Annotated in this window: 18 protein-coding genes; 1 reads left to right on the top strand and 17 read right to left on the bottom strand. The window is 71.7% G+C overall.

Annotated features, from left to right (window positions below; all coding sequences use genetic code 11):
* Positions 1–91: 91 nt before the first annotated feature.
* The 8 genes from N0B34_RS07580 to N0B34_RS07545 form a co-directional block, all read right to left on the bottom strand.
* Entirely contained in the window at positions 92–1,060 is a 969-nt protein-coding gene (locus N0B34_RS07580; protein ID WP_263730745.1) for a glycoside hydrolase family 68 protein, read from the bottom strand.
* A gap of 1 nt (position 1,061) precedes the next feature.
* Positions 1,062–1,991, bottom strand: a complete 930-nt coding sequence (locus tag N0B34_RS07575; protein ID WP_412175710.1) for a carbohydrate ABC transporter permease — start codon at positions 1,989–1,991, stop codon at positions 1,062–1,064.
* 2 nt (positions 1,992–1,993) lie between these two features.
* Positions 1,994–2,833: a carbohydrate ABC transporter permease gene (locus tag N0B34_RS07570; RefSeq protein ID WP_263730744.1), complete on the bottom strand. Its 840-nt coding sequence runs from the start codon at positions 2,831–2,833 to the stop codon at positions 1,994–1,996.
* A gap of 218 nt (positions 2,834–3,051) precedes the next feature.
* Entirely contained in the window at positions 3,052–4,308 is a 1,257-nt protein-coding gene (locus N0B34_RS07565) for an extracellular solute-binding protein (RefSeq protein ID WP_263730743.1), read from the bottom strand.
* Positions 4,309–4,444: 136 nt separating this feature from the next.
* Entirely contained in the window at positions 4,445–5,479 is a 1,035-nt protein-coding gene (locus N0B34_RS07560) for a LacI family DNA-binding transcriptional regulator (RefSeq protein ID WP_263730742.1), read from the bottom strand.
* Positions 5,480–5,697: 218 nt separating this feature from the next.
* Complete coding sequence (locus N0B34_RS07555; RefSeq protein ID WP_263730741.1) at positions 5,698–6,192, bottom strand: DinB family protein; 495 nt, start codon at positions 6,190–6,192, stop codon at positions 5,698–5,700.
* Between the two features lie 59 nt (positions 6,193–6,251).
* Complete coding sequence (locus tag N0B34_RS07550) at positions 6,252–7,667, bottom strand: alpha/beta hydrolase (RefSeq protein WP_263730740.1); 1,416 nt, start codon at positions 7,665–7,667, stop codon at positions 6,252–6,254.
* A 216-nt stretch (positions 7,668–7,883) separates the two neighbouring features.
* A complete protein-coding gene (locus tag N0B34_RS07545; RefSeq protein WP_263730739.1) occupies positions 7,884–8,423 on the bottom strand; it encodes a MarR family winged helix-turn-helix transcriptional regulator in 540 nt (179 codons plus the stop codon).
* Positions 8,424–8,531: 108 nt separating this feature from the next.
* Here N0B34_RS07545 and N0B34_RS07540 point away from each other — a divergent pair, with 108 nt between their 5' ends.
* Entirely contained in the window at positions 8,532–10,367 is a 1,836-nt protein-coding gene (locus N0B34_RS07540; protein ID WP_263730738.1) for a chloride channel protein, read from the top strand.
* Positions 10,368–10,480: 113 nt separating this feature from the next.
* Here the strand turns inward: N0B34_RS07540 and N0B34_RS07535 are convergent, their stop codons facing one another.
* The 9 genes from N0B34_RS07535 to N0B34_RS07495 all read right to left on the bottom strand — a co-directional run bounded on the left by N0B34_RS07535 (position 10,481) and on the right by N0B34_RS07495 (position 21,933).
* Entirely contained in the window at positions 10,481–11,329 is an 849-nt protein-coding gene (locus N0B34_RS07535) for an alpha/beta hydrolase (protein WP_263730737.1), read from the bottom strand.
* A 47-nt stretch (positions 11,330–11,376) separates the two neighbouring features.
* Positions 11,377–12,183, bottom strand: coding sequence for a 2-dehydro-3-deoxy-D-gluconate 5-dehydrogenase KduD (gene kduD, locus N0B34_RS07530; RefSeq protein WP_318529968.1), 807 nt, complete (start codon positions 12,181–12,183; stop codon positions 11,377–11,379).
* Positions 12,180–13,001: a 5-dehydro-4-deoxy-D-glucuronate isomerase gene (kduI, locus tag N0B34_RS07525; RefSeq protein ID WP_263730736.1), complete on the bottom strand. Its 822-nt coding sequence runs from the start codon at positions 12,999–13,001 to the stop codon at positions 12,180–12,182. The genes kduD and kduI overlap by 4 nt, the downstream gene beginning before the upstream one ends.
* Positions 13,002–13,132: 131 nt before the next feature.
* Positions 13,133–14,317 carry a glycoside hydrolase family 88 protein gene (locus tag N0B34_RS07520; RefSeq protein WP_263730735.1) on the bottom strand — a complete coding sequence of 395 codons (1,185 nt, stop codon included), beginning with the start codon at positions 14,315–14,317 and terminating at the stop codon, positions 13,133–13,135.
* Positions 14,314–16,356 carry a DUF2264 domain-containing protein gene (locus tag N0B34_RS07515; protein ID WP_263730734.1) on the bottom strand — a complete coding sequence of 681 codons (2,043 nt, stop codon included), beginning with the start codon at positions 16,354–16,356 and terminating at the stop codon, positions 14,314–14,316. The genes N0B34_RS07520 and N0B34_RS07515 overlap by 4 nt, the downstream gene beginning before the upstream one ends.
* 202 nt (positions 16,357–16,558) lie before the next feature.
* Positions 16,559–17,194 carry a LutC/YkgG family protein gene (locus N0B34_RS07510; protein ID WP_263730733.1) on the bottom strand — a complete coding sequence of 212 codons (636 nt, stop codon included), beginning with the start codon at positions 17,192–17,194 and terminating at the stop codon, positions 16,559–16,561.
* Complete coding sequence (locus N0B34_RS07505) at positions 17,191–18,714, bottom strand: lactate utilization protein B (RefSeq protein ID WP_263730732.1); 1,524 nt, start codon at positions 18,712–18,714, stop codon at positions 17,191–17,193. Before N0B34_RS07505 ends, N0B34_RS07510 begins: the two co-directional genes overlap by 4 nt.
* Positions 18,711–19,574, bottom strand: a complete 864-nt coding sequence (locus N0B34_RS07500; protein ID WP_263730731.1) for a (Fe-S)-binding protein — start codon at positions 19,572–19,574, stop codon at positions 18,711–18,713. Before N0B34_RS07500 ends, N0B34_RS07505 begins: the two co-directional genes overlap by 4 nt.
* 55 nt (positions 19,575–19,629) lie before the next feature.
* Complete coding sequence (locus tag N0B34_RS07495; RefSeq protein ID WP_263730730.1) at positions 19,630–21,933, bottom strand: FAD-dependent oxidoreductase; 2,304 nt, start codon at positions 21,931–21,933, stop codon at positions 19,630–19,632.
* Between the last annotated feature and the right edge of the window lie 10 nt (positions 21,934–21,943).

Below are 21,943 nucleotides of genomic sequence, written 5' to 3'. Positions count from 1 at the left end.
GGCGGCCCCGCCCCCCCGCCCCCCCCCCCCCCGGGGGGGGGGGGGGGGGGCGGGGGGGGGGGGGGGGGGGGGGCCCCCACGGCCGGGGCGGTCAGCGTGGGGCGGCGCCTGGTGTGCCCGGCTTGAGGGACAGCCGGTCCCCGATCCAAGACACGGGAAGCGGGTCGATGAGGCCTCCGACGAACTGTCCGTCGGCGCCGAGGTTCTGGAAGGCGAGGAGCTGCCAGGCGCCGGAGCGGTCCTGGACGAGCCTGCCGGCATAGAGCGTCGCATCGGTCAGGCGCGTCGCACGGCTGATGTCGAACGGTCCGGTCAGGTTGTCGACCGGAACCGTAAAGATTCCGCCGCCGGGCTCGCTTGCGCGTCGCTCGTCGGACAGCTCCGGGCCCAGGCAGCTGAAGAGGAGAACGCCACGGCCGTCGACCACGGCGACCTGTGACACCTCGAGCTGACCGAATCCGGCGCCTGCGCCGCTCAGCGGGGGTCGGACCTCCCAGTTGTCGAGGTCGTCAGAGGTCGCGTGCCCGATGACGCCGCGCTGACGAAGCTCGCCGTGCCGGGCGCGGGCTGTGATGAGCATGTGCCACCCGTCCCCGGCGGGATCCTCGAAGACCCACGGGTCGCGCCACGCCTCGTCGGACCAGGCGGAGTCGCCGAGCTTCTCGTAGCAGGCGCCGTCCGCCTCGATGGGCTTGCGATCCGGGTCGGCGGTCCACACCGTCAGGTCGGTCGAGGTCGCGACGCTGATGCGCTGCCGCTGTGGCTGCTCGCGGCTGCAAGCGGTGTAGAAGAAGCGCCACAGGCCGTCCGGCCCACGCACGACTGATCCGGTCCAGATGGCGAGGTCGTCGAAGGCGGGCCCGTCGGAGGGCACGAATGCATCGGCGACCTCTGTCCAGCTGCGCAGGTCGGTCGAGATGGCGTGCCCGACGCTGGCATGCCGGTGTCGACGCTCAGGATCGCCGAGGGCGCGTGACGCCTTGAGGTAGAAGGCGTGGAACTGCTCGCCGTCGTCGACGAACCAGCTGTCCCACGTCCAGGAAGCGGGAAGGAGATACATGTCAGCCCTTCACACCGCTCGAGGCGATGGAGTTGATGAACGAACGCTGGAACGCCAGGAAGAGCGCCAGCACAGGCAAAGTGATCATTGACGCGTAGGCCATGACCTGACCCCAGGCGACGTTGAGCTGGAAGAAGTACTGCATCCCCACCATGACCGGTCGCAGACTCTCGGTCTGGACCACCATGAGGGGCCACAGGTAGGAGTTCCATGCCGGTAGGAAGGTCAGGATCGCCACTGTGGCGACCGCGGGCCCTGACAACGGCATCACGACGTTGCGGTAGATCCGAAAGGAGCCGGCGCCGTCCATCCGTGCGGCCTCGTCGAGCTCACGCGGAATGCTGGAGAAGTACTGGTAGAAGAGGTAGATGGAGAATGCGTTGGCGACGAACGGGATCACCTGCACCTGGTAGGTGTCCAACCACCCGGTGGTGAAGGTGAGATGGAACCCGTGCAGCTCCAGCGACGGCAGCTTGTTGACCCACCACACCAAGGGAAGGGCGAGGGTCTCGAACGGGACGATCAGCGTGGCGATGATCGCGGTGAGGACCAGCTGCTGACCACGCCACTGCAAGCGGGAGAGCCCGAATGCGGCGAGGCTGTTGACGAAGACCCCGAGCGCCACGGTGATCAGGGAGATCCCGATCGAGTTCAGCAGGAACCGTGCGAAGGGGACCCGGTCGAACACGCCCCTGTAGTTGTCCCAGGAGATGTGGCCCAGCGGGGCGAACGCCCGCCAGCTGGCGACGTCCTTGAAGATCTGCAGGTCCGGCTTGAGCGACGAGACGAACATGAACAGCAGCGGAAGGGTGAACACGAAGGCCAGCACGATTCGGAACGCGACGACGACCCAGGTGCGTCGCCGGGTGGTCGCGACCTTGCCTCGTGCGGTGCGCGTGGTGGCGAACCGTCGGGACGTGAGCGTGGTCATGGTCAGGCCTTCTCCCTCGTCAGGAAGCGCTGGATCGCTGCGACGGTCAGCACGAGCGTGAAGAACACCAACGAGATCGCCGAGGCGTAGCCCGTTGCGAGCTGCTGGTAGCCGGTTCGGACGGCCATGAACACGAGGGTCGTCGTCGAGTCGAGCGGGCCGCCCTGGGTGATCACGCTGATCTGCGTGAACAGGCTCAGCGCCGCGATGGTGATGGTGATCAAGATGAACGTGCGAGTGGCCGCCAGGCTCGGCCAGGTGATGTACCGGAACCTCTTCCAGCCCGTCGCGCCGTCCAGAGCTCCGGCCTCGTAGAGCTCGACGGGGATGGTCTGCAGGCCCGACAGCCAGATGATCATGTGAAATCCGACGGCCTGCCAGATCGACATCACGATGATCGCGGGCAGCGCTGTCGAAGGATTGTTCAACCAGTCGATCGGTGTGAAATGGCCGAACGACACCCAGACGAGAAACTTGTTGAGCAGCCCGTCCGTCTGGTAGATGAACTTCCACAGCAGCGACACGACGACCATCGAGGTCACCACCGGCACGAAGTAGACCGTGCGGAAGAAGTTCGTGCCGCGGATCTTCGCGTTGACCAGCAGCGCGAGGACCAGGGCCAGGCCGGCCTGCACCGGAACGACGACGAGGGCGAAGGTGAGCGTGTTGCGCAGCGACGCCCAGAACGTCGGGTCAGCGAACAGGTTGACGAAGTTCGTCAGTCCGATGAAATGAGCCGGGCGCGGCGAGATCAGTCGCGAGTTGGTGAAGGCGAGCGTGAAGGCCAGGACGACCGGGACCAACAGGAAGAGGACCAGCAGGAAAGCGGCCGGTCCGACCATCCAGGCGGCTGCGCGCGAGTCGCGGGCATGCGCTGTTCGCGACCGAGCCCGTCCGGACCGGCGCTGACCGTCGGAGAACGGCCCGCGGCGAGAAGGTGTCTTCGGTGTGGCCCCGGACGCGCGCTCACGCGCGAACGATTCGGTGGAGACCATGGGAATCCTTCGAGATGGGCCGGGTGCCGGCGGCGAGCTGGTCTCCGCCGGCACCCGGGGCTGGCTCAGAACGTGTAGTTGCCGTTCTGCTTGATGTCCGTGTCGATGTCGTTGACGGCCTTGTCGAGGATGGCCTTCGGGTCACCGCCTGAGAGGATGTCCTCGGTCGCCTTCTGGAACACCGAGGAGATGTACGGGTAGGCGGGCGTCACCGGCCGAACCAGGGCGAACTTCTGGCTGAGCTGGAAGAAGATCTCGCTCTTGCCACCAGGCTGGAAGTCGGGGATCTGGGCAGCCGCGGCGGTGGTCGCGGGGATGTTCCCGGTCGCCTGCGACATGTCGACGATGTACTTCGTCTGGTGAGAGAAGGTCAGGTAGGCGGTGGCGGCCGCGGGAGAGGTGCACTGCTTGGTCATTCCCCACTGCCAGGAGCCGCCGCCGATCTTCGTGCCGCTGCCCAGATCCGGCGGGGGCAGGACGACGGCGTCATCGCCGAACGCCTTCCAGATCGTCGCCGCCGTCCAGTTGCCCGCGTAGAGGATGGCGCTCTTGCCGTTGGCGAAGTCAGCCGTCGCGTCGGAGCCGGACTTGGCGGCCATGTAGCCGTCCTTCACCAGGCCCTGCATCCAGCCGGCCCACTTCAAGGCCGCCGGGCCGTTGAGCGCGCCGTCGGCTGACTTGTAGTCGGTGCGATTGACCAGGTCCCCACCGAAGCTCTGCAGGAGCGGGGAGTAGGCGTAAGGGATCCACTCGCCGGTGCCACCGGTGCCGAGGTCGAGGGCGTAGGGGAACTTGCCGGTGGCCTTGAGCTTGGTCAGCGCGTCGGCGAACTCCGTCGCGGTCCACGGCTTGTCGACGGTCGGGATCCGAACGCCGGCCGCGTCCAGGACCGACTTGCGGGAGAACATCGCCAGAGCCGCTTCGTAGTGGCCGAACGAGTAGATCTTGCCGTTCACCGTGCCGACGGTGCTCGGCAGCTGACCGTCGAACGTGCTGGCGGGCAGGCCGAGCGGGGCAAGGTAGCCCGCCCAGGCCCAGTTGGGGACGTTCGGCGCGTCGATGTCGACGATGCACGGCAGCTTCTTGGCCGTGGCGGCAGCGACGACTGCGTCGTTGTACGACGCCTGAGGGAACGACGTCAGCTTGACCTTGTACTGGGTCTGACTGGCGTTGAAGTCGTCGACGATCTTTTGATCGACCGCGAGCTCAGCGGCGTTCCCACCGTTGTGCGTCCACAGGTCGATCGTGGCACTGCCCGTCGCGCTGGACGACGAGACGGGCGCCGCACTGCTGCACGCGGCCAGGGCGATGATGCTCGCCACGGCTATGCTGCCGGCCGTGAGGCGGCGCTGGTTGGAAGACACAGGGTTCCCTCCGTTGTCACTCGTGGATCACTGATGGTCCGGTGGCCGCGTGCGTGAGTACGCGGTCCGGTGACGGTCGTCGCCTCCCCGGGGGCTACCGGGGAGGCGACGTCACCGAGGCCCGGTGCACCACCGGGCATCGGAGCTTGGCGGTCCGCACAGGCACCGGGGCGCCCGCCGGAGCGTCGATCTGGGCGTAGAGCTGCTCGGCCGCCCAGGCGCCCATCTCGTAGTGGGGCAAGGTCAGGCTCGTCAGCCCCGGGTAGAGGCCTTCCGTGATGATCTCCAGGTTGTCGAAGCCGACGACCGACAGATCGGTGGGGATCCGCAGACCCAACATCGCGGCGGCGCGGTAGACGCTCATCGCCATCCGGTCGTTGAACGCGAACACACCGGTCGGCCGCTCGCCTTGCGAGAGCATCCGGATCGCCGGCTCGAACGCACCGTCGGTGTTCGGTGCGCCGAACATCACCGTGACGTCCGCGTCGGGCACTGCGGCCGCGGCGCAGCGTGCCCGAAATCCGGCCTCGCGAAGGTGACTTGCCGGGATGTCGTCCTCGTCGTTGATCATGCCGAGCACCCGGTGGCCCGCTCGCACGAGGACGTCGGCTGCGTCCCAGCCGCCGGTGTACTCGTCGGGCACGACCCACGAAACCGTCGGGTCCTCCGTCCGCGCGTTCAGAACCACCACCGGTTCCCCGCGCAGCTCCGGCGGTACCGCCACCACCCGGTGGTACATCGCCGCATACAGCACACCGTCGACGCGCCGGTCCAGCAACGCCCGGATCTCCCGCTGCTCGAGCTCGACGTCGTAGGCCGTGTTCGTCACGAGCAGGACGGCGTCGTGCGTCCGTACCACGTCCTGCGCGCCCAGGATGATCTTCCCCGCGAAGGGGGTCGTCGCGATCTCGTCCCCCACCAGACCGACCGACTGCGAGCGGCGGGTGCGCAACGTGCGCGCGACCGGGTTGGCGGCGTAGCCGAGCTCGTCCGCAGCACGGTGCACGCGGCTGCGCGTCTCGGCCGCGATGCGCTTGCCGGAGGCGTTCGTCAGGACGTGCGAGACAGTGGTGATCGATACGCCTGCCGCAGCGGCAACGTCTCGGATGGTGACTCGGCTCTGAGTCATGCGCTGTGCCCAATCGTTTTGTCGTTGCCGGAATGCTGCCCGGCGCCGCCGACGCTGTCAAGGGGGTGGGTCGCTGGTCCGAACCGCCGGCAGCTCGAGCGCGCGCACCGGGGGCACGCGCACCGTGGGCGGGTGGCTGTCCGGCGGTTCAGGGGTCACGTGGACGGTGAACGCCCCATGCGGCGAAGACGCAGTCAGTCCCGCCAACCCGTCACCCGTCAGGACGTGGTTGCCGCACGCGCGCCCCGGGAGCCGGCGTACAGGTCTCGCAGCAGGGCAGCCTCGGCGGTGTGGTGGATCAGCTCGTCCAGGACGTGCAGGGCGTAGGAGTACCGCGACGCCTGCCCGTAGGGACCGCCGACGGCGCCGATCGGCTCGGCGAGCGAGGCGTCCGTCGTCTGGTCCAGCAGGTCACGCCACCGGCGGAACGACACCTGCAGGTCCTCCAGCGCGGCGGGCAGGTCGCCATGGACGGTGGCCGGCTCTTCACCGTGCGCGGGCACCTCGGGTCGGGGACCCAGACCCAACCACGCGGAGTTGCGTCCGTCGGCGAGCAGGTGGGCCAGGTGACCGAACCGCCAGCGCAGGCACACGCGGGTGTCCGCCAGCGGGGCCCACACCCACTCCTCCGGCGAGACTCCGGCCATCCGGTCCGAGAACCGTTGCCAGGCGTAGTCGAACAGCCCAGCGAGGTCCTCCCGTGGCGTGGCCATGGCCGCATCGTCGCACCGGCCGAGAGCGCCGTTCGTGGTGGTGATCCCCGACGGTCGTCCTAGCTCGCCGGGAAGCTCGGCGCCACGCCTCTCCACGTGTCCGTGCAGGCGGCCCACGCCGCCGGGTCTGGCGCCCTGCCGGCCTCGATGAAGCTCATCACCTCGTCGACGATGCATCCGTCGACGACCCCGTGTCCCCCACCGGGGACCGTGACGGCCAGGGAGGCCGACATGCTCCGGGCGGCCGGCGCGACGTTCTCCGGCGGGTCGGCAGGGTCGTGCTCGCCGTTCAGGAGCACGACCGGCGCGGACGTCTGGACCGTGCCGCGGACGCCGTCGTCGTGCGGCCAGACGGTGCACAGGGCCTGCTGCCAGCGGGCCCGGGCAAGCGTGTTCGCAGTGAACAGCGACCCCTCCTGTGCCGCGACGACGTCGGGAGTCATCTGCGCCCACTCGTCGCTGCACCGGATCGTCAGCGTCTGCACCTGCACGCGCCCCGCCTCCGCGTTCACCGCCGCGGGAAGCAGGCCACGGGCGCGCAGCACATCCGTCCACTCCCCGCGGACCATGGCCCGCAGGTCCCGCGGCAGCAGCACCGCGGTCGCGGGCGTTGCGAGGTAGGCGTCGACGACAGCTCCCGTCAGGCCGGCGGCGTCGACCGTCATGGTGTGCCCGTCGCCGAGGTCGACCACCTCCGGCGCCGCCGACAGGCGATGGACGAGGGTCGCGAGGTCCGTGGCCGGGTCGTAGGCGGACGTGCAGGCGGGCGAGGCGGCGCAGTCACGCACCAGCGCGTCGAAGGCCCGTTGCGCACTCGTCGGCACCCGCTGCCACAGGCGCACGTCGAGCAGGGAACCGGAGTCCAGGACGGCCGTCCGCACCCGCTCGGGGTGGGCCTGGAGGTAGGCGAGCCCCATCGTGACGCCGTAGGAGATGCCGTAGAGGTCGATGGCCTCGTAGCCGAGCGCCTCGCGAGCGGCATCGAGGTCGCGCACCGCCGCCGCGGTCGTGTCATGACGGGGATCGCGGCGGAGCGATCCGAGGCACTGCGTCACCGCGGGGCCGATCGCCGCCAGGTCGCCCTCGCCCTCGGGGGGCAGGGCGCAGGTCTCCGCCGTTGCACCGGTGCCCCGCTGCTCGACGAAGACGAGGTCGTGCCGATCCTCGAGGGGCGCGAAGGTCCGGTACGCCCACTCCGCGTCCCCGATGGCCGAGCTGCCGAAGCCGGCGAGGTAGAAGAGCGGATCCGGAGCGGGGTGGTCCGAGCGGGCCGGTACCACGAGCACCTGGAGACCCATCCGGGGGCTGTGCGGATCTGCCCAGTCGACGGGCACCTGCAGGACGGCGCACCGCTCCGGGTGGTCCGGGCCGTCCGTCCCGCACGAGCCCAGCTCGAGGCGCGGGGTTCGTGGCCCGCTGCAGCCGGCCACGCCCAGGACGAGGATCGTCAGCGCGGCAGTCGTGCCGGCCAGCACCCGGTGCGCGCTGCGCCGCCGACAGCGGCGGCGCTGACAGTCCTCGGTCCACGAGCGGCCACGCATGGCAACCCCCGCACGGCGCCGCGGACGCGGCCTCCCTGGCGGAGCGCCCGGAGGCACCCATGCGACGTCGGTACGAATGGACCGCTCTGGAGGAGTCGGCGCCAGGGCCGAAGGTCCGGGATCATGCAGGCCGCGCGGGATCGCACGAGGTCACCAGCCCAGCAGGCCGACGGGTTGCTCGGCCTGCGGTTCGCCGGCAGCGTCGGCGAACGCGTGCAGCGCTGCGACGACCTCGAGCCGGCGTTCCGACGGCATCGCCGCGACGATGGTGGCGATCTCCGCCCGGCGGGCCCGGGTGACCGCCTGGACCAGCGCAGAGCCTGCGGCCGTGGCCGAGATCCGCACCTCCCGGCGGTCGGCGTCGTTCTCGGCGCGCGCGACGAACCCGGCCCTGATGAGTCGGTCGACGGTCCGCAGCGCGCTGGACGGGCTGACGCCCAGCCTGTCGGCGAGCTGGTTGAGCCGGCACGGACCGCGGCTCTCCAGCACGACCAGCGTGCGGAACTGGGTGAGCGTGACCGTCTCCTCGATCTCCGCCAGCGACCGGGCCGAGACGCCGACCAGCGCTCGCGACGCGGTCAGCAGCGCGCCGACCAGGGCGTCGACCTCGTCACCGCGGCGGGACGCCGACACGAGCTGCTCGGCGCCGCCGTCGTCGGCCCGGGCGGGCGCCCCGTCCGTCTCGGCCACAGCACGCTCCTCTCGCCGGTGCTCAGCCACCCTACAGACGGCTCCCGGCATCGACCTGCTCCAGCGTCGACTTGCCTGAGCCGACGCAACTATTGCACACTGCAACTCATGCCGGACGTCACCGCCGCCCCTCCCGCCAGCGCACCGGGAGCAGGGGCGCGGCGTCTCGGCGTCGTGCTTGCGTTGCCCTCGGGTCGCCCCCGGTTCGCCTCGTTGCTCAGGTCCTCCAGCTGGGGCCTCGTCTCCCTCGCCCTGCTCGTCGGCGCCGGCGCGGGTGGTGGCGCGATCGTCTTCCGTTGGCTGATCCGCACCTTCACCCTGGCGCTGTCCGGTCATCCCGACTACGCCGCCACCCCCGGCGCCGCGCACCCGCTGCTGCCTGGTCTCGGACGTTGGTTCGTCGTCGGAGCGCCGGTACTGGCAGGACTGCTGTACGGCCCGCTCGTGCACTTCTTCGCGCGGGAAGCCCGCGGCCACGGCGTGCCGGAGGTCATGTACGCCGTTGCGCGTCGCGGGGGGCGGATCGCGCCGCAGGTGGCCGCAGTCAAGGCGTTGGCATCGGCGTTGTGCATCGGCGGAGGGGGGTCGGTCGGGCGCGAAGGTCCGATCGTGCAGATCGGAGCCGCACTGGGATCCACCGTGGGCCGGATCGTCAAGGTGGCGGAACCGCGGATGAAGGTCCTGGTCGCGTGCGGAGCGGCGGGCGGCATCGCGGCGACGTTCAACGCTCCTCTGGCGGGCGTGTTCTTCGCGATGGAGCTGATCCTCGTGGACTTCGCCGCCCAGTCGTTCGGCATGGTGGTGCTCGCCTCGGTGACCGCAAGCGTGATCGGCCGCGCTGCCCTGGGTGACGCCCCCTTCATGACCCTGCCGCCCTTCACGGTCGCGCACTCCTCCGAGTACCTGCTCTTCGTCCTGCTCGGTCTCCTCGGGGGCGGAGCGGGCGTGCTGTTCACCCGGGTGCTCTACGCGATCGAGGACCTGTGCGACGCGGTCTGGCGCGGGCCGGAGTGGCTCCGGCCGGCCGTCGGAGGCCTCGCGCTCGGGGGCCTGCTGCTGCTTCTTCCGCAGATGTACGGGGTGGGATACCCGGTGCTCAGCGCCGGCGTCGCCGGCGGGTACGGCATCGGGTTCCTGCTGCTGCTGCTGGTCGGCAAGATGGTCGCCACCAGCCTGACCATCGGGATCGGCGGCTCGGGAGGCGTCTTCGCCCCCAGCCTGTTCATCGGCGCGATGCTCGGCTCGGCCTTCGGCGAGGTGATGCACGCCGTCGCACCGGCGACTGCGGGGCCGATCGGCGCCTACGGGCTCATCGGGATGGGCGCCGTCTTCGCCGGCGCGGCACGGGCACCGATCACCGCCGTGATCATCATGTTCGAGCTCACCGGCGAGTACAGCATCATCCTTCCGCTGATGGCCGGGATCGTGCTCGCGAGCGGCCTCAGCCGTCGCCTCTCGCCGGACACCATCTACACGCTCAAGCTGCGCCGCCGTGGGGTGGACCTCACCGCGCCCACCGCGGCGCCGGGCGCCGAGGCGCAGGAGGTACGACGGGTGATGTCGCCCGTACCGCAGCCGCTGCACCGCACCACCGTGCTCAGCGACGCGGCTCGGGTCCTGTCCCGCTCACGGGACGGTGTGCTCCCGGTCGTCGCAGCCGACGGCACCTACCTCGGGGTGGTGACCTCGCGCGCCGTGGCCGACGCCCTGGCCGATGGTCAGCACGACGACCGACCCCTCGGCGACGTCATCGAGCTGCCCTCGGACCTCGACCAGGACGCGACACTGTCGACCGGCCTCGAAGCACTCGACTCCAGCGGCACGGCAGCCGTACCGGTGCTCGACGGCGCCGACCGCACCGTCGTCGGCTGGCTCACCGAACGCGCCGCGCTCCGCGCCCTGCGCAACCAGCCCGCCGCGACGGTGCCGGCACAGGAGACGTGACCCACGCACAGCTCCGGGTCAGGCCGTTCCGTTGAGCTACGGCGGGACCGAGCGGCGCGGCACCGACGGTGTGCGGAGCGCCGAGGCGCTGCCGGAGACCCGAGACCGACCCCTCAGTCGGTCCCGCAGCTCCAGGCGAGCCAGCGCCGTATCCGTCGGATGCTCCGGTCGGCCCCGTCGCCGTCAGGGTCGTTGAGGTGCCCGTGCCAGGTGCCCGGCTCGCGGACCACCGTGACGTCGACACCGGCGAGCGCGAGCTCCCCGGCGAAGCGTTCACCGGAGGCGCGCAGGCTGTCGAGGTCCGAGTTGACGATCAGCGTCGTCGGGAGCCCGGCGAGGTCGTGGCCGCCCGGGAACGCATACGGGTGGCCGAGGTCGGCGGGGTCGTCGACGTAGTTCAGGTTCAGGGCGAGGACGGTCTCGGGAGAGAACCGCTTCTCCTCCGGGACCGTCGCGTACACGGCCGCCAGATCGGGTGACATGGGAGGCAGCTCGGCGTGGACCAGGGGGTACGCCAGCACCAGCCCGGCCGGCACAGGTCCGCCGCGGTCTCGAAGGCGGAGCGTCGCGCCCGTCGCGAGGTTGGCACCGGCACTGGCGCCCCCGAGGAACCAGGTCGCCGGCCCCAGGTGGGCGCGCACGGCCCATCGGAAGGCCGTGGAGACCTCCTCCGACGCGACGGGGAAGTGGTGCCCGACGGATCGGCCGCTCCCCCACCTGTCGGACCACTCAGGTGAGCGTGCGAGGCGGTAGTCGACGGCCACGACGACGGCACCGTCGGATGCGATCTGCCGGGCGACCCAGTCGCTCTCAGGCATGTCGAGGTCACCGGCGACGAACGCGCCTCCGTGGGCCCAGACGAGTCCGTACCGCGGTGCCGAGCCGCTGTACACGCGCACCGCGATCGAGCCGTGGGGGCCCTCGATGCGGCGATCGACGGCGCCGATCGGCTCCGGGGTCATCTGCGGTCCTTCCCTGGTCGGTACGTCGAGGTCCGTGTGGCGGGTGGTCAGCTGGCGAGCCAGCCGCCGTCGACCGCCAGGACGGTGCCGTGGACGTAGTCGGAGGCGGACGAGGCGAGGTACACCGCGGCGCCCTGCAGGTCGACCGGAGCTCCCCAACGTCCGGCAGGGACGCGGGAGAGGATGGTCGCCGACCGGTCGGCGTCGGCACGCAGGGGTGCGGTGTTGTCGGTCGCGAAGTAGCCGGGGGCGATCGCGTTGACGTTGATCCCGAGGGGAGCCCATTCGTTGGCCAGGGCGCGGGTCAGGCCGGCGACGGCGTGCTTGGCGGCGGTGTAGGCGGGTACGTGCAGCCCGCCTTGGTAGGACAGCATCGAGGCGAGGTTGATGATCTTGCCGGTGCCCTGGGCGGCCATGGCCCGAGCGGCGGCCTGGGCGAGGAAGAACACGGCCGTGAGGTCGACCTGCAGCACGCGGTCCCAGTCGGCCTCGGTGACCTGCAGGGCCGGGGCCCGGGAGATCGTGCCGGCGTTGTTCACCAGCACGTCCAGGTGCCCGTGGACGGCCGCGGCCTGCTCGACCACGGCGGTCAGGTCATCCGGGGTGGCGGTGGACAGGTCGCAGGTGAGCTGGGTGACGGTCCGGCCGGTGGCGCGCACCAGCTCCGCGGTGCCCTGCGCCGGGCTGCGGTCCACCAGCACGATGTCCGCGCCGGCCTGGGCGAGCGCGAGGGCGATGCCCTGGCCCAGGCCGCGGCTGGAGCCGGTGACCAGGGCCACCTTCCCGCCCAGGGAGAACGCCTCCAGGATCGAGGTGGTCGTCGGCCGAGCGGCGTCGTCGGTTGCCGGGCTCATCGCAGGTCCCGCGGGTCGATGGTCACCACGTCGGCGTAGTCGGTGTTCTCCCCTGCCATCGCCCACACGAAGGAGTAGGCGCTCGTGGCCGAGGCGCAGTGCACGGACCACGGCGGGGAGACGACCACGTCCCCGTCGTGCAGCAGCAGCTGGCGGGTCCGACCCGGCTCGCCCATCAGGTGCACGGCCACGTCCGGCCCGAGCCCGTCGTACAGGTAGACCTCGGTGCGGCGGTGGTGCACGTGCGGGGGCATGGTGTTCCACACGCTGCCCGGCTCGAGCGTGGTGATGCCCAGCACCAGCTGGTTCGACTCGACGCCGTCAGCGTGCACGTACTTGCGGATGGTGCGGTGGTTGGACTGCTCGGCCGACCCGAGCTCCACCGCGACCACCTCGTCGCGGGACGCCAACGCGGGGGTCGTCCGCCGGTGCGCGGGGGTGGAGACGAGGTACACGCGGCCTGAGCCGGACACGGTCACCTCGCGGGTGCCCATCGGCAGGTAGAGCACGTCCTGCGCCCCCACCGTCCACGCCTCCCCGTCGCCGTCCACGCGCACCGACCCGCCCAGGCCGACCACGGCCAGCTCACGACGCTCCAGCAGGTGCTCGGCCGCCAGCTCGGCGGGGGCCGCCAGCGCCACTCCCGGGCCGCCGTCCACGCTCAGACCCCCGACCAGGATCCGGTCGTCGTGCGCGTACCCCCAGGACACCTCTCCCGCCGTGAACAGCCCGGACAGGACGAACCTGTCTCGCAGGTGCTCTCCGTCGAGCGAGGCGATCTCCTGCGGATGTGTGCTCCAGAGCCGAGTGAACGACATGCGGTGCTCCTGTCTCTTCGTGCACCCGGACGGGCGTGGGGACGTAGCGGGGACGGGTCAGATGACGGGCGCTGCGCTCGCGCCACCGTTCGCGCGGTCCGGCGCCGGCCCGCGCGAACGTCGTCGAGCCGTCACCACGGGGACACCCACTCGGGCAGGGCTTGGCGGGTCAGCGCCTCGAGGTAGAAGTAGTCCCCCCACAGGTTGCCCTCGTCGACCCCTGTTCCGCTGCGCATGTCGTACACGCCGTGGGCCAGGAGTGGTCCGCCGGCGACTCCCGGAGGGGCAGCACAGTCCTGGACGAGGGCGTCGAGCAGCGCGTCGGCCGCCCGTCGCCGGGCCTCGGGCGCGGCACCGGGACCGCTCGACGCGGCCAGCTCCAGCAGCCCACCGACCGCGATCGCACCGGCGGAGCTGTCCCGGGGCTGGTCGGAGCCGGTGCCGAAGGCGAGGTCCCAGTACGGCACGTGATCCTCCGGCAGCCGGTCGACGAAGGCGTCCGCGCACCGTGCAGAGGCCGCGAGGAAGGTCTGGTCCCCGGTGTGCCGGTAGGCCAGCGCGAAGCCGTAGATGCCCCACGCCTGTCCCCGAGCCCAGCAGGAGTCGTCGGCGAGGCCTTGCTGCGTGGTGCCGTGCAGGGGCTCGCCCGTCACCGGGTCCCAGTGGAAGGTGTGGAACGTGGTCCCGTCGGACCGGACGATGTGGTCCCGCAGCTGCCCGGTGTGACGGTGCGCAGCCTGCGCGTACCGCGGGTCACCGGTCTGCTCGCTCGCCCAGTACAGCAAGGGCATGTTCATCAACGAGTCGATGATCGTCCGCCCCCGCTGCGTCGGGTCCGACGCATCACCCCACGCCTGCACGATGCCCGCCGACGGCAGCACGCGCGCCATCAGGTGGTCGGCCGCTGCCAGGCCCGCGGCGCGTCCCGGTTCCGTGCCCGTCAGCCGCCACGGCAGCACGCAGCCGAGGGAGTACAGGAAGCCGAGGTCGTGCATGTCGACGTCGACGGCCGCCTCGAGCCGCTGCGCGAAGTCCGCGACCTGGTGCAGGCCTGCGTCGCGGAACCTCGGGTCACCGGTCAGCTGCCAGGCGAGCCACAGCTGGCCGGACCAGAAGCTCGTGGTCCACCCGGTGTTCGATCCGATCGGCTGACCCGCCGCCGCCGCGCGGGGGCGGTAGCGGCCGTCGGTCGTCGTGTCCGAAGGCCACCAGCCGGCGAAGGCGGTGAGACCGGCGTGCACCGTCTCGAGGGCCCTCAGTGCGGCCGTGGCCCGTGCCGAGCCCTCGGGGCCCGGCGTCGTACCTGGTGCGGTCATCGCGGCATCCCGTTCCCGGCGCGCGTGCGCCCTGGTGGTGCGGTGCACGACGGCGTCGGGTGGCCACCACCGTCGTGCGAGAGGTGGGTCGTGGTGCGTGCGCCGTCGGGCCACGTGACGTCGAGCGACATCGAGCTGCACCCGGCGGCGGGCTCGCAACGGAGCTCGGCGCGCGGGGGCGTCGAGGCGGCCGACGTGCTTCCGCCGAGGGTGACGAGGGCGACGACCGGCCCGGACGGGACCGGGCGGAGCTCCATGACGGGCACGAGTGCGACGGGCCCCAGCGGGCTGGCGTCGTTCAGCCGGACCACGTCCAGGGTGCCGTCCCCCACGAGCAGGTCGATGCGCGACTCCAGCCGTTCGGTGCGCGCCGTCGCCGTCGTGGCCGACGTCGAGGCGACGGGCTCGTCACCGGCCACCGGCCAGCCACCGACCCGAAGGGCGACCGCGGCCGGTGCTTGCTCCGCGACCTCGACGACACGCACCTCCCACGGGCCCCGGACCACCGAGTGGACCGTCAGACGCCCTGCCGGTGTCGGCGTGCCGGTCCATCCGGAGCCCGCCCCGTCCTGCTCGGAGCCCGCGTCCAGCCACCGCACGTCGGCGACCGATGCTCCGTAGGCGATCTCAGGTGCCGCTGTCCGCGACGGGTGACGTGCCGTGGCCACGTGTCCGGCCTGCGCGCTCGCACCGGTCACCTCGAGGGCAAGGGTGCGCATCCCCGCACGATGCGAGCTGCGTCCGCGAGCGTCCAGGAGCACGGCGGACTGGTCCACGGGATCAGACCAGGCGTGGTGGTCGAGCAGCGGGCTGGTGGCGGTGGAGTAGCCGAGGCGCGTGTACAGCGGGGAGTCGCCGACGCGCGCCCCCTCCATGGCGTGGTCCGTGCCGTGGTTGACCACCCGGATCACGCCGTCCGCCTGCGTCCCGCTCACCAACCAGCCCGGTGCGCGAACGATCCGGAGCCCGTCCGCACGCTCGACCGGCAGCGGTTCGGAGACGGAGGTCCACACCGGGTGGTCGACCGGCATCGCCAGTCCGAGCAGGCCCTTGCTGGCCCAGTACGGCGAGCTGGGTCCGGAGTACGACTGGGCAAGCGTCGGCCAGGGGTCGAACCAGCCGAGAGTCAGCAGTCCGCGTTCGTCCGGGACGCCGTGGCCCAGGAAGTGGCCGACGACCGCCAGTGCCGCGGTACGGAGCCCGCCGGCCGAGGTGGAGGGGACATCCGCGAGGGCACCCACCCAGAACGGGGCCGCCGCGGCGAAGCGGTAGACGAGGCTGCGCCCCTGGATCAGCGGGCTGCCGTCGCCTCCGACCAGTGCGATGGCGTCGAGCAGGAACCTGTCGAGGGCGGCCACGTCCCGGGTGAGACGTGGCCCGGCGAGGTCCGCGGCTCCGGACATGCGCGACCACAGCGTCGGGTACAGGTGCAGCGCCCAGCCGGCGTAGTGGTCGAAGGATCGCTCAGGGCCGTCCGCAAGCCACCCGTCCTCGCGGGCGAGCGAGTCGTGGGTGTCGAGGTCGGCCTGCATCTCGGCCAGGTCGAACGGTCCGCCGACCGACCGGAGGAAGGTCTGCACGACGAGCCGGAACCACAGCCAGTTGGTCGGTGGGTAGGTGTCGTCGCCGACCGCGGGGGTCAGGTAGTCGACCAGCTGCTCCTGCACCCGTGCCGAGAGGCGGTCCCAGATCCACGGTCGCGTCATGTCGAGAACCAGCGCCAGGGACGCCGCCTCCACCTTGGCCTGTGGATGCTCGCTCAGCCGCACCCACCGGTCGGCCGCCCCACGGCTCGAGCCGCCGTCGAGTCCGGTCGCGTACCACTCGGCGAGGTTCGTCGGGTCGTCTCCGTGCTCGCCGGTCAGCCTGAAGCCTGCGAGGAGGAAGGTCCGGGCGAAGCCTTCCAGTCCGTCGACTGCCCGGCCGAAGCCCCCTTCGGGACCCGGCAAGGTGATGCGGGCGTGGGACGGCGAGGCGTACGGCCGAACGGCGGCGAGAAGCCGGTCGGCGAAGGCACAGAGGTCCTGTCGTGTCGCCACGGCGCTCGAGCCGGCGGATGACGACAACGCTGATCCCCTTCGACTCACGATCGCCGGACGCCCAGGACGGCGTCGCCGTCGTCGGGTTGCTACCCAGTGAACCGATGATCCGATTGGTTGTCAATCGATAATCGACAACCAATCTCGAGGCGAGGACGGCACCCTGGGCGGTCGGTGCACGTGCTCTCTGCCGCGCCGACGGTCAGCCGCCGGTGACGAGGATGACGCGCAGGTCGCGGGGTCCGTGGACGCCTTGGACGCGGACGAGCTCGATGTCGCTGGTGGCGGAGGGTCCGGAGATCCAGGTGAGGGGCCGGTGCGGTTGCCGGGCGAGGATGGTGACGGCTTCGGGGACGGAGCCGACGATCTGGTCGGTGCGGACGATGCAGACGTGCCGGTCGGGCAGCAGGGTCAGGGCGCGGCGGCCTTGGTCCGGGGCGCCGTCGAGAACGATGGTGCCGGTCTCGGCGATGGCGACGCGACAGGCGGTCAGGACGGCGTCGGTCCGGTCGAGGTCGGCGTGGCTCAGCGGTGGGTCGTCGGGGCGGATCTGGATGCCGGTCAGAGCGGTCGTCCAGGTGGGGTCCAGGCCGGTGGGGACGACGACGCTGGCGCTGCCGGTCAGGGCGGTGGCGATGGCTGCCGGGAGCTCGGCGGGCCTGCACGTCTGCACGGTGGCGCGGTAGTCGCGCAGCCGCTCGGCGAGCAGGTCGACGGCGGCGCGGCTGCCGGCCGGGGTGTTGGTGCTGTGCCGGTAGTCCCGCGGGACGGCGGGCGGTGGTGGGGCGGTCCGGTTGGCGGCGGTGATGCGGGCCAGGACCTCGTCACGGGCGTTCATGGCCGCTCCCCTCGTGCGGCGGCGCGTCGGGTCCGCCGTGCCCACAGGTCGCGGAACGTCGCGCGCGGCAGGCCGGGTAGGTCGCGGGTGGCGGTCCACAGGGACCCGGGCCAGGGCAGGTGGCGGATGGGTCGTCCGCCGGTGAGTCGTCCGGCCAGGGCGGCGGCCCGGCCGGCCAGGGCGAAGCGTCGCCCTGAGCTCATCGCGGCGGCGGCGGCGAGCATGACGCCCGCGGTGGCGGTGGGGGCCAGGTGCCCGTCGGGGTGCGTGGCGCGTTCGCGCAGGTGGACCAGGGCGGTGGGGATGTCGATCTTGACCGGGCAGGCGTCGTAGCACGCCCCGCACAGCGAGGACGCGAACGGGAGGGTCGCGGTCGGGTCGTGCGGGTCGCGGGTGTCGTGGCCCAGGCCCCGCAGCTGGGGGGTGAGGATCGCCCCGATGGGTCCGGGGTAGACCGACCCGTAGGCGTGCCCGCCGACGCGTTCGTAGACCGGGCACACGTTCAGGCAGGCCGAGCAGCGGATGCAGTGCAACGCCGTGCGACCCACCTCGTCGGCCAGCGCCCGGGTGCGCCCGTCGTCCAGCAGCACCAGGTGGAACTCGGCCGGCCCGTCCCCCGGGGTGACGCCGGTCCACATGGTCGTGTACGGGTTCATCCGCTCCCCGGTCGAGGACCGCGGCAGCAGCTGCAGGAACACCTCCAGGTCCGCGAACGACGGCAGGACCTTCTCGATGCCCATCACCGTGATCAGCGTGTTCGGCAGGGTCAGGCACATGCGCCCGTTGCCCTCGGACTCCACCACGGCCACGGTGCCCGTCTCGGCGATCGCCAGGTTCGCCCCGGAGATCGCCACCTTCGCGCGCAGGAAGCGGGCGCGCAGGTGCGCCCGGGCCGCCTCGGCCAACGCCGCCGGGTCCGACGTGAGGTCAGCCGGTGCGTCGCCCATGTGCTCGGTGAAGATGGTCCGGATCTGCTCGCGGTTGCGGTGGATCGCCGGCACCAGGATGTGACTGGGCTGGTCGCCGGCCAGCTGCACGATCAGCTCGGCCAGGTCCGTCTCGGTGGCCTGAATGCCGTGGGCGGCCAGGTGCTCGCCCAGGCCGATCTCCTGGGTGACCATCGACTTGACCTTCACCACCTCCCTGGCTCCGGTGGCCTGGACCAGGGCGGTGACGATCGCGTTGGCCTCGGCGCCGTCCCGCGCCCAGTGCACCCGGCCACCCCGGGCGGTCACGTTCTGCTCCAGCTGCACCAGCAGCTGCCCGAGGCGGGCCATCGCGTCGGCCTTGCGGCCCGCGCCGGCGTCGCGCAGCGCCTCCCAGTCCGGCAGCTCGGCCGTGACCGCCAGCCGCTTGTCCCGGATGGTGTGCGTGGCCTTGCGCAGGTTCGCCCGCAGCTGTCCGTCCGCCAAGGTGCCGTGCGCGGCGGTCGGGAACGTCGGCCCCCACCGCAGCGGGTCCTGCGGTGGCACGGCCGGCTGCGGGCGCACCGTCGGCAGCCCGAGCGGGACGGCGGTCATCGGGTGGCCCCCTCGGGTGCGCCGCCGACGACCCCGGCGTCGGTGGGACGCGACCGTCGAAGGACGCGCCCGACTCCGGGCCCGCGAGCGGGATCACGACGTGGCCGCCACGGGTGCTCTCGGGTCGAGACCAAGATCTCCGCCAGGTGCGCCGCCCGGGTCGACGCACGGCGACGGCGCAACGCCCCGTCGATGTTCATCAGGCACGACCAGTCCCCCGCCGTCACCACCTGCGCCCCGGTCGAGGCGATCGCCGCGGCCTTGTCGGCCACCATCGCCGAGGACGTCTCGGAGTTCTTCAACGCGAACGTCCCGCCGAACCCGCAGCACTGGTCCGCCTCCGGCAGGTCCACCAGGTCCAACCCGTCCACCGCCCGCAGCAGCTGCAGCGGCCGGTCCCCCACCCGCAAGATCCGCATCGAGTGGCACGTCGGGTGATACGTCACCGTGTGGCCGAACCACGCCCCGACATCCGTCACCCCGAGGACATCGACCAGCAGCTGCGACAGCTCGTAGGTGTGGGCCGCCACCGCGGCCGCGTCGTCGGCCAACCCGTCCCGCCCGGCCCGGCGCAGCACCCACTCCTGCTGGTGCCGGATCGAGCCCACGCACGACCCCGACGGGGCCACCACCGCGTCCCACCGCCCCTCCAGCACCGGGGCGAACGCCCGCACGTGGTTGGCGATCACCGGCACCGCCTCCGGCCCGTACCCGGAGTTCACATGCATCTGACCGCAGCACGCCTGCCCCGCGGGCACGTCGACCTGGTGACCCAGCCGCTCCAGCAGCCGCACCGTCGCCACCCCCGCACCCGGGAACATCGCATCCACCACGCAGGTGGAGAACACCGCGATCCGCATGTCGCTCCTTCCGTCCGAACCGGCTGTTCTCCTGCCGTGTCGCCGAGCCCCTGGATCAGCGCTGCACGCGGAGCTGCACCACTCGCGCCTCTGGCACGCCGTTGGTCTGCGACACCACCAGCCGCAACGCGCTGATCGGCCCGACGTCCACCAGAGGGTGCACTCGTTGGCGCCACCGGTTCGCACTCTCCTCCGCCACGGTCACCCAAGCACCCCGCGACGCGGCCGAGTCCGCCGCCCCGCGATCGTGCGGCAGCGCCTCCAGCCGGTAGGCACGCACGAGCTGCGGGAGGACCTCGTCCGGGGAGCGGTGGTGGTGCAGCGTGTTGAGCTCCAGGTCGACGTCGTCGTCGAAGACGATGCGCACCTCGCGCGGCTGCACGGGCGCCCGCCAGCTGAGCTCGAGCCACTCCTCGGCGCCGGCGCGCATCGGTCGGGACGCCCACATCTGCGGGCCGCCGTACGGGCGCTGGTAGCCGGCCGTCGCGTGGTGGGCACCGAGCGCACGGGACCGGGGCCCGGCGCCGAAGCAGACGGTGCGGCCGCGCAGCGGCCTGCTGGGCCATGCCAGCAGAAGGCCGCCCTGCACGTCGACGTTGGGGTCCTCGGAGTCCGATCCGTGCACCAGTGTCAGGACCCCCGGGGGCAGGCCTGCGCTGGTGAACACGGAGACGTCGGGGTTGGCGCGCAGCACGACGATCGCGTTCTGGGGCACGTCCGGCTCGAAGGTGGCCGGCACGCGCACCCACGTCGGCAGGTCGCCGCCCGGGACAGCGACCTGCGCGGTTGCCTCCAGCGCGACGGGGACGACGTTCTGCGGCTTGCCCGTCGACCAGACCTCCACCGTCAGCGTCGTCGGAGCGGACGCCGCCACGTAGAGGTCGACCCACTCCAGGCGCGGCTCGACGGGCACGACGATCCCCACGTCGGCCGTCAGCCGGTGCGGCCTGGTGTCGGTGCCGGCCGGCTCCCCTGCGTCGGTGCGGTCGACGCCGAGCACGTCGTAGGTGCTGGAGGCGGAGACCTGAGCGGTGCGCGCCAGGTCGTCCGGGTCCTCGTTCGGTACGCCGACGACGGGAGCGTCCTGGCGGAGGAGCGTCTGCTGGAGCGCGGCCAGATGGTCCTGGCCCAGCTGTCGAGGCGTGAGTCCGTGCCGTACGCACAGAGCGGCCGCGGTTCCCGCGGCCTCGCCCATCGCCCCGCAGGTCGCCATGACGCGGGTCGCACCGAACGCGATGTGCGTGGCGGACACGTCGCGGCCCGCCATCAGCATGTTCGACACGTTGGTGGAGTAGAGGCAGCGGTAGGGGATCTCGAAGATCCCGTCGCTGAACCGCTGCTTCGCCCCGGCGCCCGGGTCGTACATGCCCGCGACCGGGTGCAGGTCGATCGACCAGCCGCCGAAGGCGACGGTGTCCGGGAAGCGGCGCTGCTCGAGGATGTCGTTCTGCGTGAGCGTGTGGTCGCCGACGAACCGCCGGTACTCGCGCTTGCCCGGGACGTTGCCGATCCACTCGAGCGTCAGGTGGTCCGCGTCGAACTGGCCCGAGTTCTTGATGTGGTCCCAGATCCCGAGGATCACGCCGCGCAGCTCGTCCCGGATGCGTTCGTTGTCGTCGACCAAGTCGAGCTCGCCGCCCCACTCGATCCACCAGTAACGGGCGCCGGAGTCGCCGGCGCTGATCACACGTGACACCGGGATCGGGGTGGCGCCGATGTCGATCGCGGACTCGGGGGCGACGTACTTGACCGGGTGGCCGACGTCCTTGGTGTAGAAGAGCAGGGTCGACCCGAGGAACTCCCGGCGGCCCTGCACCGGCGCCCAGTCCTCGTCGAACTCGGAACGCGCCTCCTTGCCCAGGCGGTATCGCGCACCGGCGAGGTGCCCGACGAGCCCGTCGCCGGTGCAGTCCAGGAACAACGGCGCGACGAACCGCGTCGACAGCTCCGATCCCATGGTCCAGCCGGTGACCGAGTCGATGTGCCGGTCCTCGGCCGGACCGGAGGCGGCCACCTCGCGCACGTCGGTGTTGAGGAACAGCCGAAGGTTGCGCTCGCGTCGGACCGCGTCCAGCACGACGTCGTCCCAGTAGACCGGGTTGCCCTCGGGGTTGCGGAACTGGTTCTCCAGGTAGAGCTCGCCGACGATCCCGCTCTCGCGTGCCCACCGCTGGTTGCCGTGGGCCGTCGCGCCGCAGACCCAGACCCGCACCTCCGAGGAGGAGTTGCCGCCCAGGACGGGCCGGTTGTTGACCAGCGCGACCGACGCGCCGAGCCGTGCCGCTGCCACCGCGGCGCACACACCTGCCAGTCCCCCGCCGACGACCACGACGTCGCACTCGTAGGTCTGCGACCTCATGGGCGGTCCT

It is taken from the genome of Cellulomonas sp. SG140, from assembly GCF_025770785.1.
Classification (GTDB): Bacteria; Actinomycetota; Actinomycetes; order Actinomycetales; family Cellulomonadaceae; genus Cellulomonas.
Note: the sequence above shows the minus strand (reverse complement) of the source record. Positions and strands in the feature narration are given on the sequence as shown.

Bases quoted from the DNA above. Each gene is read 5' to 3' on its own strand.
- N0B34_RS07580 (WP_263730745.1), bottom strand. From the start codon at position 1,060: ATGTATCTCCTTCCCGCTTCCTGGACGTGGGACAGCTGGTTCGTCGAC.
- N0B34_RS07575 (WP_412175710.1), bottom strand. From the start codon at position 1,991: ATGACCACGCTCACGTCCCGACGGTTCGCCACCACGCGCACCGCACGA.
- N0B34_RS07570 (WP_263730744.1), bottom strand. From the start codon at position 2,833: ATGGTCGGACCGGCCGCTTTCCTGCTGGTCCTCTTCCTGTTGGTCCCG.
- N0B34_RS07560 (WP_263730742.1), bottom strand. From the start codon at position 5,479: ATGACTCAGAGCCGAGTCACCATCCGAGACGTTGCCGCTGCGGCAGGC.
- N0B34_RS07555 (WP_263730741.1), bottom strand. From the start codon at position 6,192: ATGGCCACGCCACGGGAGGACCTCGCTGGGCTGTTCGACTACGCCTGG.
- N0B34_RS07540 (WP_263730738.1), top strand. From the start codon at position 8,532: ATGCCGGACGTCACCGCCGCCCCTCCCGCCAGCGCACCGGGAGCAGGG.
- N0B34_RS07535 (WP_263730737.1), bottom strand. From the start codon at position 11,329: ATGACCCCGGAGCCGATCGGCGCCGTCGATCGCCGCATCGAGGGCCCC.
- kduD (WP_318529968.1), bottom strand. From the start codon at position 12,183: ATGAGCCCGGCAACCGACGACGCCGCTCGGCCGACGACCACCTCGATC.
- kduI (WP_263730736.1), bottom strand. From the start codon at position 13,001: ATGTCGTTCACTCGGCTCTGGAGCACACATCCGCAGGAGATCGCCTCG.
- N0B34_RS07520 (WP_263730735.1), bottom strand. From the start codon at position 14,317: ATGACCGCACCAGGTACGACGCCGGGCCCCGAGGGCTCGGCACGGGCC.
- N0B34_RS07510 (WP_263730733.1), bottom strand. From the start codon at position 17,194: ATGAACGCCCGTGACGAGGTCCTGGCCCGCATCACCGCCGCCAACCGG.
- N0B34_RS07505 (WP_263730732.1), bottom strand. From the start codon at position 18,714: ATGACCGCCGTCCCGCTCGGGCTGCCGACGGTGCGCCCGCAGCCGGCC.
- N0B34_RS07500 (WP_263730731.1), bottom strand. From the start codon at position 19,574: ATGCGGATCGCGGTGTTCTCCACCTGCGTGGTGGATGCGATGTTCCCG.
- N0B34_RS07495 (WP_263730730.1), bottom strand. From the start codon at position 21,933: ATGAGGTCGCAGACCTACGAGTGCGACGTCGTGGTCGTCGGCGGGGGA.